The organism is Streptomyces sp. NPDC091682, from assembly GCF_044756625.1.
Taxonomy (GTDB): Bacteria; Actinomycetota; Actinomycetes; order Streptomycetales; family Streptomycetaceae; genus Streptomyces.
On record NZ_JBIVTH010000015.1, the window covers coordinates 139,710 to 154,717 of the forward strand.

A 15,008-nucleotide genomic window follows, 5' to 3' on the forward strand; every position below is an offset into this window, starting at 1 on the left:
AACTGGCAGGGCGATCCCCGTTACACGGACGGAGGCCCCGCCGATGCCTGAGGACATTTTCGGCGCACGCTGCCCGAGCGATCGCGCCCGAAGCGCAAGCATCAGCTCGCGGACCGTGACCAGCGCACCCCCGTCGCGGGGTCCCCGGTGACATCGCCAAGTCCGGAGCCGCCCCGAACGCCGACAGCTGATCGCCGGTGATGCCACCGCCCCCAAGGCCTCCTCCAAAGCTCGCAGGGAGATGCCCGCTGATCCGGTCACCGGAGAGATCCGCAACCACCGTGTAGACCCCGCAGCCCGCACGTACAACGAGAACGGCGAGAAGGCGAAGAAGAAGGTCGCGGTACGAAGTGGTTCTTCGCCTCAGGCCGTGACGACGGATTCTGGACTCGCGTGATCCTCTCCTTCTCGCACGTCGCCAGTGGTGAGTACGAGGACGAAGCGGCGTTCGCGGTACAGGAGTTCACCGCCCTCAAGAGCGCCCTTCCGCACTTTATGGGCATCGTCTACGTCGGGGCCTTCCGGGCGTCCACCGGGATGCCCTCGCGCGCCTCGGCCTCCTCGCCGTAAACAAGCAGCACGGGGCGCTCACCCCGGCCTTCTACGAGGAGATCAAGACCTGCCGGAGCGGCCACGAGCTGTGGTGCAACGACGGCCGCATCGCCGAAAGCATCCGCCTCGACGACGCTCCGAGTCGGTCCACAGCCAGTTCGACCTCAGCCTCTGGAACCGCCGCATGATCGCCTACGGCGTCGAACGCCAGAAGCTGTTCGTCCTCGGCTTCGCCCTCTCCCAGAACGTCACCAGCCACCGGCTCCACCTCAGCAAGGCCGCATAGACCGAGATCCACAGACCCCCGCAGACACCGCGACGGCCGTGCCCACAGAGGGCACGGCCGTCCTTCGCGGCCCGGACTCACGGACGACCAGAGCCACTCCGGACGCGAAACGGACATCCAGAAGCACCTCGACACCAACGCCCCCACCTCCCCGACAGGGGCGCCCTGCACCCGACGGCACCGAAACGCGCAGGTCACAGGCCCCGAGATGGACGTGGCCGAGGCGCACAGCAATCGAGGCGACCTCGGCCAGCCTGATCCGCTAGGCTGTCAGCGGTCAGTCGGCTACCAGGCGTGTGCCCGGGAAAGTGTCCGCGAGGATGCTGCCCGATCCGCGTACGCACGCAAGCTGACCAGGACGTTTGTCCGTCCGAGTCGGGCGGCCCCAGCGGGGTTTCCGACAAGGTTCGCGACAAGCCCCCGCCTTCGTGGGGCTTGACGGAAACCCGAGAAGCCCAGGTCAGAGGCCTACTGCGGAAGCTGTCGAAAACGCTCCGCTCCCCTTCTCGGAACGCTCTGCCCATCACTGCAGCTCAGAGCCCTATCGCCAACACGGTCGACACACAGCTCACCGGATGGCCGAGACGGCCCTGTCAGCCCGTCTCGGTCATCCGCCATTCAGGGCACCAGGAACAGGGCGCGTCGAGGTTCCGATGCGGGCCGCCGGCCGCCGTCGCCGTCGCCGTCGACCATCCACCGAAGAGCATCGTGTTCATGTGTGAAAGCTGGCTCGCATTGCTCCTACCTCGCCTGTCCAAACATGATCAAATAGCGCCATGGTGTGGGACGAATGGGAAAAGGCCAAGGTAGATGTCGCCGGCGAGCGCCAGGTGTCGATGCGCCTCAACCAGGTGACCAGCGGACCTGGTGGCGGTCAGGCCGACCTGGTCGTACACCAGGATGACCTGGGCGAAGTGGGCCATGAGGCCTTCCTGCTGCATGGGCAGCTGCAGAAGCAGGCCGACATCGCCGGCGCCGGTGCCGACAACTCAGGAAACGGCTCCACGATGCAGGCCGCAGCGTCCTTGAAGACGGCCGGCTTCTCACTCGGCGGCGAGCTGGAGACCACGGTGTCCGTGTGGACCTCTCAGGTCAAGACAGTCCTGCAGGCGTGCGCCCACATCTCGAACCACCTGGACTACTCCAAGAAGGCGCACGCCGCGGACGACGAGGCCATCGCAGCCTCGCTCCGCAACCGCGACGGCTCGGCCGTGTCCGTCTCCCGCATCGACGAGTACCTCAAGTAGGGAGCACGGCATGGACTACTCGGACCTCATGGAACTGGACCTCACGAAGCTGGGATCCGCCGTTCAGGACTGGAAGCGGACGGCCGACGCTCTGCAGAGCCTGGGGGGACAGGCGCGCGACGGGGCAAAGGCCAAAGCCGAGAAGGCCCGCTGGGAAGGTGTGAACGCCGGTGTGACCCGCGCCTTCGTCGGCAAGACGGTCAAGGAGATAGAGGACCTCCACGCGGAGGCCAAGAGCATCTTCAGCGTCCTCCAGGACGCCCACTCCGAACTGGTGGCCATCCAGCAGCAGGCGAAGAACGTGACCGCCGACGCCAAGGAGGCAGGCTTCAACGTCCGTGTGGGGCACGGCGGAGCGGTGACGATCGAGGATGCCCTGGTCTGCGAGGTGGACGGTCCCGGCCAGCGCAAGCAGGACCTCATGCGCTGGTACGCCGACACCCTGAGCGGAGTGGTGAGCCATGCGGCCGAGGTCGATGCCGCTGCCGTACGCGCTTTGCGCGGCAGCCACGGCGCGGATCCGCACAACGCCGGCCATGCAACGTACACCTCCCTCGACCAGGAGATGCTCCCCCGAGCACTGAAACTGGCCGGGCTCGGCGAAGAGGCCAACACCAAGCAGCGGAAGGAGCTGCAACGGCTCTGGCAGTCACTCGGGCCCGAGACCCGGGCCCAGTTGTGGACCCGGCACCGAGACGACCTCCTTGCCGCCGGCCTGCTCCGGCCTCAGGTCAAGCAGGTCTCCGCGGACGACGGCGCCGGACCGTACGACGTCGAATCCCCGGGGCTGTCGGACTACTGGAAAGAGATCCAGGCCAACGGCATCTCGAACTCGGGCGACGCCATGGGCAAGACCGACGCCGCCCGGCACATGGACCACTATCTCAACGGCAGCGGCAGGACGCTCGATCTGGACGTCGACCGCATGCTCGCCGACGACCCGGCGATCCGGGACGCGGTGGCGCAGATCCGGGCCGCGGATCAGGACGAGTGGCGGCAACAGGCGCTGGAAGCCTTCGAGAAATCGGGCGGCAAGCCCGTCGCCATCCCCGTGGAATCCAGCAGTACGGGATACGAGCACGAAAAGGGGCCGGACGGCACGAACAACTGGTACCTGGCCGTAGGCAGCGGCATGACCAATACGACCGGGGTGGTCACCGCCGTCCCCGGACCCGACGGGAAACCTCAGGTCAGCATCGACTATCAGGTCAATGTGTGGGACCGCTACAACTGGGACGAAACGAAGGCCACGCCGATCGGGCCGACCACCGTCACCGACGCCGACATGGCCCGCATGCACACAACGGGACTGGCCAGGGAGTTCGACATGCGAGGAAGCAGCTCGGTACAACGGCACGACCTTTCGCCAGGAGGTTCCTGGCCCGCACCCGAGGACACCGGGCGGACCGGCACCCGCACGGACATCGGCCGTAATTCGGCCGCCCGGTGATCCGCGCACGACGCCCGGGCCGCTCGCCGGCGCTCGCAGTGGCAACGGTGCTGCTCGGCGCGCTGGCCGCCGGATGCTCCGGGGCTTCCGGCGGTAGCGGTAGGGAAGGCGGCCGTTCCGCAGACCAGGGGACGTCCGACTGGGTCGAGGGAGCCACCGCCGAGTCCATCGCCCGGACCCTGCACGTGGAGGTCCCCTCGACAGCGACCCAAACCGCGGCAGCGCACCGGAAGGGGTTCCAGGACGACGGATTGATCCTGTCTTTCGTCCTGCCTGCGGAAGCTGTGGAGCCCTTCCTCACCCAGCTGAAGCCGGAGCAGCCCCTCAGACTGCGCGAGCAGCCCTTCGCCGCGGAGGCAACACCGGCCACCCCGTTCGCGCGCCTGGGACTCCCGGAACCGGACGCGCTCCCCAAGGTCAGGGAAGGGCAGGTGTGCGCTCCCTGCAAGGGCGACCTCAACTGGCTCAAGGTCGCGGTGGCGCAGATCGACGAACGGAGCAGCCGCGTCTACCTGAGAGGGGTCGACTGACGCCCGCAAGAGCCGCGGTGCGGTCTGACGCCCAGCCGTCCGCGGAGACAGCGGTGTTGCAAGCACACGTCAACCCGGTCGCGCCCCGGCAGGGGGAGCCCGGTCCAGTCGGCCTTCGTCGCCAGGAGGCCGGCCCCCAGCCCATCAGAACCCCCCAGGCCTCGCGCCTGCGGCAATCCATGCGACCACTCCCAGCACAATCCAAGACAGCTCACATCACGCAAGCGATGTCTGGCACTCCTCGCACCGCCTGATCACCTGCCGTGTGATGTTTCCCTCGGTCGCGGTCGCCGGATAGCTACTGCTCAACCGGTGCCACAGCCCGGCCGGAGGTGTGGGGATCCATCCCCAGCGTGGGGCGGTCACCAGTTCCTCGGTCAGATGGGTGCAGGCCCCGGGAATGTGCGCGTACTGCGTCGGTGAGATCAGAATCGTGTCCGCAGGGAAACGTCGCCACTCCTGCCGGGGCGAGGTGATTGGGCGGGCTTTTGGCATGGATCCGTCGGGCGGGCACGCACAGCCCAGCCCAGCCCAGCTCAGCCCGATGATGAAGTCGCAGCGCTCGCAACGCCATTACTTCACGGCCCCCCACCCTCACGTCGTACCGGTGTCCACACGGTAGACGATCTTCCCGTCGAACTCCGCGAACCCCAACGACTTGTAGAAGGCACGCGCGCCGGGGTTGTTGCGGTCCGTCATCCACTCGACCCGGCTGCATCCGGGACGTGCTGAGGCCAGGGCGCGGAGCTCGTCCATGAGGCGGGCGCCGACGCCCTGGCGGCGAAGGGTGCCGCGGACATAGAGCTCTTTCAGAAACAGAGAGTGGGATGAGCCAGCCGCCGGCCAGAGGAACGAGTAGGCGGCCAGCCCGACGAGATCGCCAGCCTCGTCCTCGACCAAGAGAGCGGACGCCAATGGCGGGGAGCCGAAGAGCGCCTCCTCCACCTGGGAGCGGCGCTCCTCGAGCGGCTGGATCTCGGTCGATCCGTAGAACCGTTCGATCTCCTCGATCAGATCGGCCACTGCCACAGTGTCGCGCCTTTCGGCGGGGCGGATCGTCACGGTCATCCACATCTCCTGTCGCTCTTTCATCGCTTCACTCGTTCGTTTCAATACGTGATCCTGGCGTGGCGGCACGGCTCGTGGCTACGGGGGCGTCAGTGCCTGAGGAGCCCAGCCGTGCTGGCGCAGGGAGCCCTGAACATGCCGGATGAGGTACTCCAGATCCGCGCAGTAGACCGAGGGGTTTCGGTAGCCGCGGTCGGTGCTGAAGCGGTGCGGCAGATAGCCCCCACCGCACACCTCCACCAGAGGACAGCTCTGGCACTGATCGGCGAGCGCGGCCTTCCCGTTCTGCCGGTGCAGGAGCTTCGGATGGTGAAGGACCTCATTGAAGGACTGGCTGAAGACGTCGCGTCCCAGCCAGGAGGCGCCTTCCTCGACGGACCGCAGGGTGTCCACGCCCTCGATCGTGCCGTCCGACTCGATCACGATGCTCGTCGGCGGGGCCAGGCCGAGGGACTCCACCGAGCTGTGCACTCCGGAGCTCAGCGCCACGATGTCCTCCAGCATCCGCACACTGTGCCGCTGCTCCGGCCGGGCGAGCCAGGCGTCGTAGACGCGGCTCATCCACATCCCGTACTCGGGCACACTCGGGTCGTCGCGATGCGGCGGCTCGTCGTGCGTCCCGTGCGGCAGGCCGAAGTCGATCACAGGCGGCTCGAACGACGCCAGGTAGTCGTGGACCTCGACCGGGTCGTTGGCCAGGTCGACGACGGCGAGCAGCCCTGCGAACAGGTGCGGCCGGGACCGCAGGAGTTCGATGCCTCGTACGGCCGAGGCGGCACTCGATCGCGAGGTGTGCGTCAGCCGGTGCCGGTCATTCGCGGTCGGCGGTCCGTCGAGGCTGACGCCCACGACGACCGCGTACCGCTCGAAGAGGTCCAGCCACGGCTCTGTGAGGAGCGTCCCGTTGGTCTGAAGCTCGAAACGGACCGCCACACCGGCCGGAACACCCTCCCGTACGGCGCCGAGCAGGTCTGCCATGTGCCGGGGGCCGGTGAGCAACGGCTCACCGCCGTGCAGCACGACGTGCACGCTCCGCAGGCCGTGCACCGCTGCGTGCTCACCGATTCGCAGCCCAGCCGCCCGGGCCACGTCCGCACTCATCCGAGCAGGTAGGTGCCGCCACGCCTGGTCAGCGGAGTTGAAGACGTAGCAGTAGTCGCAGTCGATGTTGCAGCGATTGGCAACCTTGAGGATGAACGACCGAAAGGGGGCAACGTCCGCGCGCGGTGTCATCGAGCGGAACGGCTCAGAGAGGCCAGGTCCAGATCAGCGAAGCGTGGTGACCACCCTCGCCGGCGTGGTTTGACGCCGTCTGCTCGGCCGCCAGCCGCTGCCGTACGCGGACGGCGACACGATCCAGGACGGCCGAACCGTTGATGGACTCCGCGACACCGGGCGCCGGAGCATGCGGCACGGGAACGGGCGTACGTGACGGCATTCGACGCTCCTCGGGGCAGTGCAACGGCGATTGAGGCGGCAGACCAGCCCGCAAGGTAGCAGTGCCGCTACCCTCGGCGACATATCGAATCCGGCCACGTGCCCCGCTACTCGGCCTGCGACGCAATGATCCGCTCGACGACATCTGCCGCCCCGCCGATGCCCAACCGTCGGTACACATCGCGCGCTTCACGCAGCGCCCCTTCGCCCCGCGCCCGTTCGCCGGCCGTCCAGTCGCAACGGCCGATCCCCTCCAAAGCCCGTGCCTCTTCAAGCGGGCAGCGGATGTCGCGGGCCAGCCCCAGCGCCTGCTCGAAGAGTCCGCGGGCGGCAGCCCAGTCACCGGAGGAGTGCAGCAGCGTCCCCCAGTGGTTCAGGACCTCCGCCTCACCGCACCGGTCGCCGAGCTCTCGGAGGATGTCCAGACTCCGCCGGAACAACTCGACGGCACCGTCCCGCTCACCGGCGACCCCGCGCGCCGCACCCAGCTCGCCCAGCGAAGCGGCCTCGCCGCCACGGCTGCCGAGATCGCGGTACGAGTCCAGGGCGTCATCCAATGACCGGATCGCCTCGACGATGTTCCCATCCAGGCGGTCCAGTACCCCGAGGTAGCGAACGCTGTTCGTGCGGCCGAACCGTTCGCCGAGCTCGGTGAAGTACTCCAGCGCCTGGGTGTGAGCCTCCCGCGCTCCGGTGGGATCGCCGGTCAGGCGCCGTACGACTCCGAGCTCGTTGAGGGCGTATGCCTGGTGGACCCGGTCGTCGAGTTCCTGGTAGATGTCGAATGCCTCACGGTGGCGCTGCCCAGCCATCTGATACTCGCCCAGGAGACAGTGCACGATGCCAAGGTCCCGCAGTGAGTTGGCCTCCCCGTATTGGTCGCCCAGCTCCCGGTAGATCGCCAGCGCTTCGGTCTGTGCCGCCACCGCTGTGTCGAAGCGGCTGGTCTGGCGGCGCACCATGCCGAGGTCCGCGAGCGCGTTCGCCTGGCCGAGACGGTCGCCGACTTCCCGATAGAGCGCGAGGGCCTCGGTCTGCGCCTGGGCAGAGGCGTCGTTGTCCGCGGTCATGTACCAGACGATGCCCACCTGGTTCAGAGCGTCAGCCTTGCCTCGCGTCTCGCCGACCGCCTCGTACTCCGTCACCGCTTCGTTCAGCGCCTCGATGGCCTCGGGGTAGGCCGCCATGAAGCGCCGGACGACTCCGAGCTCGGCCAGCGCGTTGGCCAGCGCCCGCCGGTCGCCGGTGTGCCGGGCGGCCTCGGCGGCGGTCCGGTGGAGGCCAACGGCTTGGTCCCAGGGCCCGGCCTGCCGCAGGAAGGGCGCCATCGCCGCAGCCATGTGGATCACCAACTCGTGCAGCGCGAGGTCGTTTGCCCTTCGGATGCAGGCCAGGACGTTGGCCCGCTCGTCCTCCAGCCAGCCGAGAGCCGCCGTACGTGAATCGATGGGAGGGGTCTCGACCTGGGCGGCGCCATCCGGAGAATTCGGTGTAGAGGCGCCGTTGCGGGCAATGTGTCTGTTCGCGACAGCGAGGACGGCCAGGTAGTAGGAGCACACGCGCTGAACGGCATGAACAGGGGTCATGCTGCCTCCCTCGTCGGCGAGACCGCGGGCATAGTCGCGTAGGAGGTCGTGAAGCCGGAACCGGCTTCCCGGGTGTTCCTCGATCAGATGGGCGTCGTAGAGCGTGTCGAGTCCCTCGCGTGCCGCCGCCACCGAGACCGAGCCGAGCGCGGCCCCGGAGAAGGCATCGAGCTCGGTTCCAGGGTAGAGGCCGAGACACCGGAAGAAGTGCTGCCGCTCAGGTGTGAGGTCCTGGTAGGACAGGCTGAACGTCGCCGCGACCGCGCGCTCCCCAGCTCGGAGCTCTCCCAGCCGGTCCCCGGCGGTGACCAGACGCGCACGGAGATCCTCGGCGCTCCACGACGGGCGATGGCGCAGCCGCGCGGCGAGCAATGACACCCCCAGTGGCAGGTACCCGCACAGCTCCACCAACTGCTCGAGGACGGACCGATCGAGCGACTCCGCCGATCGCCCGCTGAGGCGTACGAACAGGTCGACCGCATGCTCCGCCGGCAACGCCTCCACTGGCAGGACCACCTCCTCGTACGCAGCCAACCGCTTCCGGCTCGTCACCAGCACGAGACAGTCGCTCCCGCCGGGGAGCAGGGGCTCCAGCTGGCGATAGCTGGACGCGTTGTCGAGGATGAGCAGTGCCTTCTTGTTCGCGAGCTGGCTCCGCCACATGGCCGCCCTCGCCTCGGTGACCGCACCCAGGTCGTCGCCGACAGGAATCCGCTGCGCTGGAACTCCGGTCGCTGCCAGCAACGATGCGAGCGCTTCCGTGGCCTGTACGGGGGGCCTTCCTGTTGTGTGCCCGTTGAGATTCACGAAGAGCTGGCCGTCCGGGAACTGCTCCGACAGCACATGTCCTGCGTGTACGGCGAACGTTGTCTTTCCGACTCCTGGCATTCCGTCGATCACATGCACAGGCAGCGCCTCGCCGCTCTCCTGCGAGTTCCGTACGGACCGCACCAGCGCCTCGAGCTCGGCGGTCCGGTCGGTGAACGCGGTGGTGTCGCGTGGCAGGGACCGCAGCACGAGGGCAGCACCCGGAGGCACCGCCCCTTCCTCTGGCTGGGGCGTCGGCGCAGCGCGGCGTTCCGGCGCCCCCGACTCCGACAGCGCGGCAAGCAGCACCGCCAGCCCGACCATGGCCCCGCCTAGCAAAGCAAACGAGAACCAGCCATGCCGCTGCAACCACCCCAGCCACCCGGGCCACTGCGACTCGGACACGGCGTTGGTGACGAGCCCCACGAGCATGGTCGTAACGGCTCCGCCGGCGGCCACGACGGCGACGGAAATCCCCCGCCGGAGCCTCATACGTGGGTCGTCTTGACGGAGCAGGGATTGGTCCGTTCGGGCTGGCCGCCTGTGGCGCGGCACAGCTTTCCAGCTGTAGCTCCGGTCACGAACGCAACCCCCGAATCCGACGCCCTATCGCGCATAAGCGGACCAGCTCTCACGGACCCTGGTCAAGGTCAGCTCCCCGCCACACACCGGCTCGTATCAGCCAACCTGTGCATGGCTTCTACGCCGGGCGCACCGACGCCCCTTTCACGGAGCTGGCCAGATGACCAGGTGAACGTGCTGCTGATCGCCAGCGGAGAGTGATCCTCGGCAATGGGTGTGTAGTCAGCCCTGGTAGCGTCGCCAAACGCTTGATCACGGGAGCCCCTGAGGGGCCACGGGGGCGAAGAGGGAGAGCGACATGCGTGTGGCCAGGTCGGTAGGCGGGGTCGTGTTGGCGGCAGTCCTGGTGGCGGGCTGTAGCGGCGGCAGCGGTGACAGCCGAGCCCAAGACAAGAACGGGATCCCTCAGCCGGGCCATAAGGCGAAGCCGCTTGCGGAGCTGAAGGTGCCGTCGGCCTACGACCCGGCCAAGGGCTGGGATGCAACCTTGAACTGGGTTCCAGGCGTGGTGCGGACGATTCCCGTGACTGCCGCACCGCGCTCGGGTGTGATTGCCATGATGCACGCCGCCTCCAACGGGTACACCGTCGAGGCGCGCGCCGCCGACACCGGTGAGGTCCGCTGGATCTCCGGGCCCTGGAACCCTCCCACGCCGATCAAGGGTGCGGAGGGCAACGCGGAATCCGGTCAGGCGGGGGAGATCCCGGACGTGATGGCGGTCGAGCAGGACGGGCACGAGTACGTGCTCGCCTACGCGCACGGAATGCGGGGCAAGGACTCTCTCCACGAGGGGGCTGAGGTGGTGCGGCTCGCCGTGTATGCCGCCGATGCCTCGGGCACCTCGGTCAAGCCGCTACGGGAGATCGACGTCCCCGTTTCGGCTGACCCCGGTGAAGTACGTGTGGGATTGACGGGTGGGCGGATCCTCGTCGCCTGGGGTGACGATGACGCCTTTCCCGGTTCGGCTGCAGCGGTGGACGTGGCGACCGGAAAGGTCGACGCGTACGAGAAGCCGAACGGCATGCTTTCTCAGTGCGCGACGACGGTGGCCTGCGCCAGCAGCCGCGTGATGGCGGCCACAGCAGACGGCCCGCTGGTAGGCATGGGTACCGGAGGCTTCGGCATTCCGGACCGCTGGTTCAGTGACGCCGTACGCCCGAGTGGCATCGAAGCGAAGACGGGCATTGTCGGCTCGTGGAATGGAGATGTGTACGGCGTCGCCGGTGGCCACATCCTCGCGGGCTGGTCGACAGGCGGCACGTTCGGCGCTCCGAACGCCCCGCTGTGGTCGGTGCACGATGTGCGAACGGGCCAGCTCCAGGCCAGCATGACCTGTGCGCACGAAGTCCCGGGATCCAATAAGGCTCGCGACTACCCCGTGATTACTTCACCAGACGGCCGCTACCTGGCCGCCGGGCCTGTTGTCTTCGACCTGAAGCGCGGCAAGGGTATCTGTCTGGAGGGCGACGGCGACCGCAAGACGATCGCGCTCGCCTCGATCCGCGACGACGGCACGGCCTACGGGGCGGTCCAGGACAAGTCGGCGGCCGATGGCGCGGAAACGGTCGTCGCGGAGCTGAACCTGACGACCAGCACGGGTGAGCCGAAAGTTCTCGGTGTAGGTGTGGACGTTCCGTATCTCACCAGCGTGAACGGGTCAGGCCTGTTCCTTGATCGTGATGACGACAAGAATGTGCGGGTTTCGCTGCGGCGTGAACGCTGATCTCACCCCTCGGCTGAGGCAAATGGCTGGCAGGGGCAGGCGCGGCGCTTCGGTCGGCGAACGCTGCGGTGTCACCCGGCGGCAGGGCCCGGACGACCAAGGCGGCCCTGAAGGTCAGCCCCACCCTCCTGGCTGGGGGCGTCGGCTCAGCGGGGTGCTGGCGCCCGAGGTTCCATCTCCCAACCCCGCGGTGTCACCTGCTTCTGCTTCGCCTGCTCCAGCAGACGCAGGCGAGAACTGAACGACGGCTACTGGTGATTGCTCACCCCGGAGGAGCCGAAGGCGGTGTGCGCGTTCTCGCCGCCCCAGCCGGCCGGGCTGCGCCAGATGACATTGACACGGAAGACATCGCGAATCGTGTCCACGGACCAGTCTTCGGCCGGCGGTTCGGAGAGGACAAGGTAGAGACCGTCGGCCGGCGCGGGCAGCGTGTGGTTGATCTCGAGCAGGCGGGTCGCGCCCGATCGCAGGTCCGCATAGGTGGAGCAGCCTGCGCCCAGGGCCTCGTAGAGGAAGAGACCGTGCTGGGTGACGCAGCTGACGTCGACGACCGAGGAGTCGGCCGGCTGGAGGTCCGCCCAGAGAAGTGATGCTTTCAGCGCATGACGGACCGCCTCGTGCTTTCTGCACGTACGGTCGGCCCCGGCAGCCGCTTCCAACGCGCGGAGGAAACCGTCCTTCGTGGTCGCAGTCGGTGTTGCGGCGGCGGTGTCCGCGGTGGTCATCTGCACCTCTTCCTTCTGATCTGGTTGCGTCGGGGCGGCGGGGATCGCGCCGTCAGAGTTCGGCTTCGTCACCACGCTGAAGCGCTCCTGGAGCTCTTGTCGTGCTTCAGCGAGGAGCCCTGCCCAGCCGGAGGCATCCAGCCCCTCCGCCAGCCGACCTGCGTCGAAGGTGCCCTCCTTGAGCGCACGGTTGGTCGTCGCGGCAAGGTCTCGAAGAGCTCCGAGGCGCTCTCTGTCCGGATCACCGAACAGATGAAGCACATCGACCCAGTCGGCTTGGTCCCTGCGAAGGATGCGGTTGGCCATGCCCTGGAGTTCGGAGAGGCGGCTGCGGGCGTCGGGTACGTCGCCGTCGCTGCCGGTCAGCTCTCCCAGCACGTCCAGCGCCGCGAGATAGCGCCCCGCCATCCGTTCCGAGACGGGCGACCGGCCGCGCTGATCGGCGGTGAGCACCGTCTGACTCGTGTCGTTCGCGAACACCCAGCAGTCCAGCTTGTCACCCCGGCGCGGGGGAACCGAGCCCTGGCGGACGGTGAGCACGAGCGGCCGGCCGATCACCGGAGACAGCGGCCTGACCTTGTACCGGCCGCCGGAGACGTGGCCCACGACCTCGACCCGGACATCACTGCCGATCCGGGGAAGGCCTTCCGCCGCGCCCGCCGACCGGACGTCCGGCGCCGCGGACTCGGAGTCGTCCGCGGAGGAGGTGAGCGCCTCCGGCAACGCAGCGGTGTGCAGGACGGTCAGGCTCTGGGTGCTGCGGGTGAGGGCCACGTACAGCTGGCGCAGCCCGGCCGGACCACGGTCGGCGATCGTCGCGGGCTCGACGACCAGGACGTGGTCGTACTCCATTCCCTTGGCCTGCGCGGCGGCCAGTACGGACACGGCATCGCGATCGCGCTCGGCGATGTCGCCACCCTCGTGGATCCGGTGGCTGATGGCGTCGAGCCAGTCGGAGTCGTCGGGGACGATGACGGCAACGGAGCGGGGGCTATTGCCGTCGCTGGTGCGCACCAGTCGTGCCACGTGGGCGACGGTGTCGTCGAGCAGCTTCCACGGTTCGGTCGCCACGGTCCGCACGGCGTCCACGCCCGCCTCACGGACAGCCTGTGGATAAGGCAGGGACGGCGCGACCACGCGGGCGAGAGGGGCGACGAACTCCATGATCTCGGCGGGGACGCGGTAGCTGGTGGTGAGCTGAGCCACACTCCAGTCGCCGTGGTCGGAGAGGAGTGCGCCGAGCAGGTCCCAGCTCGTCGGGACGTGGGCGCCCGTCGCCTGCGCGAGGTCGCCCAGAACGGTCATGGAGCCGCCCACGGCACACCGCCGCCGCAGGGAGCGGGCCTGCATGGGTGTGAGGTCCTGGGCCTCGTCGACGACGATGTGGCCGTATCGCGGTGGGGTGTCGCCGCTGATCAGCACGCGAAGCTCTTCGAGGCAGACGTGGTCGTCGAGGGTCCACGGGTCGGCGTCGGCGCTGGCGGCGCGGGCCCGCAACAGGGCTGCCTGCTCGTCCTCGTCGAGGATGCCGTCGGCGCAGCCCCGCAGGAGGTCGGCCGAATCGTAGAGGCTACGCAGAGCCTCCCGGGGTCCGGGGGACGGCCAGACGCGTTCGAGGAGGCGCTCGACCCGGCGGTTGCGTTCCAGGTCGCGGCGGATCGTGCCGGCCTGTCCGCGGCGCGGTGCGACATCGGCGAGCTCTTTGAGAAGCCGGTCGACGAACAGGCCGCGGAACCGGTCCCGCCGCTCCCGGAAGGGCCCGTCGCCGGCGTGAGCCTGGTTGAGGAGGGCGAGGACCTCGGACTTCGGCACGCGGAGGGTCGTACTGCCCGCGGTGACGACGATCCCAGGCTCGTCGCCCTCGTAGGAGGGGGGCACGGTGAGGGCGTCGAGGGCCTCGGGACGGTAGTCGCTCTCGACCCGGCGCCGCAGTACGGCCGCCATGCCTTCCCCCGACTTCGCCAGACGCGCCTTCGGGGAGTCCACACCGAGGGTCTCGCCCTCCCACAGGCGGTCCAGCTGGACGGCGTTGACGTCCCGGGTGCCGAGGGTGGGGAGGACCTGGCCGACGTAGTCGAGGAACCGTTGGTGGGGGCCGATGACGAGGATGTCCTGGGCCTTGAAGTGCTCGTTGTTGACGAGCCAGGTCACCCGGTGGAGACCGACCGCCGACTTGCCGGTACCGGGGCCGCCCTGCACGACGAGGATGTCCGAGGGCGAGCCGGTGACCAGCGCCATCTGGTCACGGCGGATGGTCTCGACGATGTCCCTCATCCGACCGCCGCGCGACCGCTGGAGCTCGCGCAGCAGGAAGTCTTCCGGCTGGGGTGCCTTACGCCGCTGCCGTCGTACGACATCGCCGGGCGTGGGGGCCGTCGTACGTTCCGGGGCGGGGGTCGCGTCCGCCTCCTCCGCCGTGCTGTCGTCGGCGGCCTGACGGGGCACCGGCACGCTGGCATGCTCGGGTACGCCGACCGGCTCGGGTACGGGTACGGGAGCGGGTGCCGGCGGGGAGATCTCGTCGAAGTAGCCCTCGACGATCCGCTGTACGCAGCGGAGCTGCCGGCGCAGGACCACCTCGCCCGGCTGCTCGGGCGGGGTCTCGATCCAGGCCTTCGCCAGGGGGCTGGTCCACGGCAGCACCACCAGCTCGTGCGAGGCGTCGTGCACGGGGCGGCGCCCGATGTACCACGGCCGGGGCTCTCCGCCCGGGTCCTCCGGGGCGTCGACGCGGGCGAAGACCAGGGCCTCGTCGCCCAGCCCTCCGTAGGCCTCGGCTCGCGTCTCCGCCTCGGCCCGGTTGGCGATGCCGTCCTTGCCGCTCGCCGAGGCGGTGGCCGCCGATGTGCCGCTCAGTTCGGCCAGCCTCGTGGTGTAGCAGTCGTACGCGTGGTCCACCGCCCGCTGCTCGCCGGCGAGGGTCTCGTCCCGAGTGGTGGTGCTCATGTGCGTCCTCCCTGCGGTGCCGGGGGACACCGCCACGGGCATGTGCCCGTACCCCGTGAAACAACTATC

The 15,008-nt window shown here is 68.7% G+C and carries 10 protein-coding genes; 5 read left to right on the plus strand and 5 right to left on the minus strand.

Annotated features, from left to right (window positions below; genetic code table 11):
• The first annotated feature begins 393 nt into the window (after positions 1 to 393).
• The 4 genes from ACIQK6_RS30530 (at position 394) to ACIQK6_RS30545 (ending at position 4,065) form a co-directional block, all read left to right on the plus strand.
• A complete protein-coding gene (locus ACIQK6_RS30530) occupies positions 394 to 570 on the plus strand; it encodes a hypothetical protein (RefSeq protein WP_329101035.1) in 177 nt (58 codons plus the stop codon).
• Between the two features lie 1,044 nt (positions 571 to 1,614).
• Positions 1,615 to 2,085 carry a hypothetical protein gene (locus ACIQK6_RS30535; RefSeq protein WP_400928555.1) on the plus strand — a complete coding sequence of 157 codons (471 nt, stop codon included), beginning with the start codon at positions 1,615 to 1,617 and terminating at the stop codon, positions 2,083 to 2,085.
• 10 nt (positions 2,086 to 2,095) lie between these two features.
• The gene (locus ACIQK6_RS30540; RefSeq protein WP_402695893.1) at positions 2,096 to 3,535 is read left to right on the plus strand and encodes a hypothetical protein; all 1,440 of its coding nucleotides are present in this window, start codon (positions 2,096 to 2,098) and stop codon (positions 3,533 to 3,535) included.
• Complete coding sequence (locus ACIQK6_RS30545) at positions 3,532 to 4,065, plus strand: hypothetical protein (RefSeq protein WP_402695894.1); 534 nt, start codon at positions 3,532 to 3,534, stop codon at positions 4,063 to 4,065. The genes ACIQK6_RS30540 and ACIQK6_RS30545 overlap by 4 nt, the downstream gene beginning before the upstream one ends.
• Positions 4,066 to 4,659: 594 nt before the next feature.
• Here the strand turns inward: ACIQK6_RS30545 and haaN are convergent.
• The 4 genes from haaN to haaT form a co-directional block, all read right to left on the minus strand.
• Positions 4,660 to 5,133: a cyclophane-containing RiPP N-acetyltransferase HaaN gene (gene haaN, locus ACIQK6_RS30550; protein WP_326748278.1), complete on the minus strand. Its 474-nt coding sequence runs from the start codon at positions 5,131 to 5,133 to the stop codon at positions 4,660 to 4,662.
• Positions 5,134 to 5,211: 78 nt separating this feature from the next.
• Complete coding sequence (locus ACIQK6_RS30555; RefSeq protein WP_402695895.1) at positions 5,212 to 6,366, minus strand: FxsB family cyclophane-forming radical SAM/SPASM peptide maturase; 1,155 nt, start codon at positions 6,364 to 6,366, stop codon at positions 5,212 to 5,214.
• Between the two features lie 13 nt (positions 6,367 to 6,379).
• Positions 6,380 to 6,571: a HaaA family cyclophane-containing RiPP peptide gene (haaA, locus tag ACIQK6_RS30560; protein ID WP_402695897.1), complete on the minus strand. Its 192-nt coding sequence runs from the start codon at positions 6,569 to 6,571 to the stop codon at positions 6,380 to 6,382.
• A gap of 106 nt (positions 6,572 to 6,677) precedes the next feature.
• Positions 6,678 to 9,455 carry a cyclophane-containing RiPP biosynthesis TPR protein HaaT gene (haaT, locus tag ACIQK6_RS30565; RefSeq protein WP_402695898.1) on the minus strand — a complete coding sequence of 926 codons (2,778 nt, stop codon included), beginning with the start codon at positions 9,453 to 9,455 and terminating at the stop codon, positions 6,678 to 6,680.
• 388 nt (positions 9,456 to 9,843) lie between these two features.
• Here haaT and ACIQK6_RS30570 point away from each other — a divergent pair, with 388 nt between their 5' ends.
• Positions 9,844 to 11,268, plus strand: coding sequence for a hypothetical protein (locus ACIQK6_RS30570; RefSeq protein WP_402695899.1), 1,425 nt, complete (start codon positions 9,844 to 9,846; stop codon positions 11,266 to 11,268).
• A 248-nt stretch (positions 11,269 to 11,516) separates the two neighbouring features.
• Here ACIQK6_RS30570 and ACIQK6_RS30575 read toward each other — a convergent pair whose 3' ends face one another.
• A complete protein-coding gene (locus tag ACIQK6_RS30575; RefSeq protein ID WP_402695900.1) occupies positions 11,517 to 14,939 on the minus strand; it encodes an ATP-binding domain-containing protein in 3,423 nt (1,140 codons plus the stop codon).
• Positions 14,940 to 15,008 lie beyond the last annotated feature (69 nt).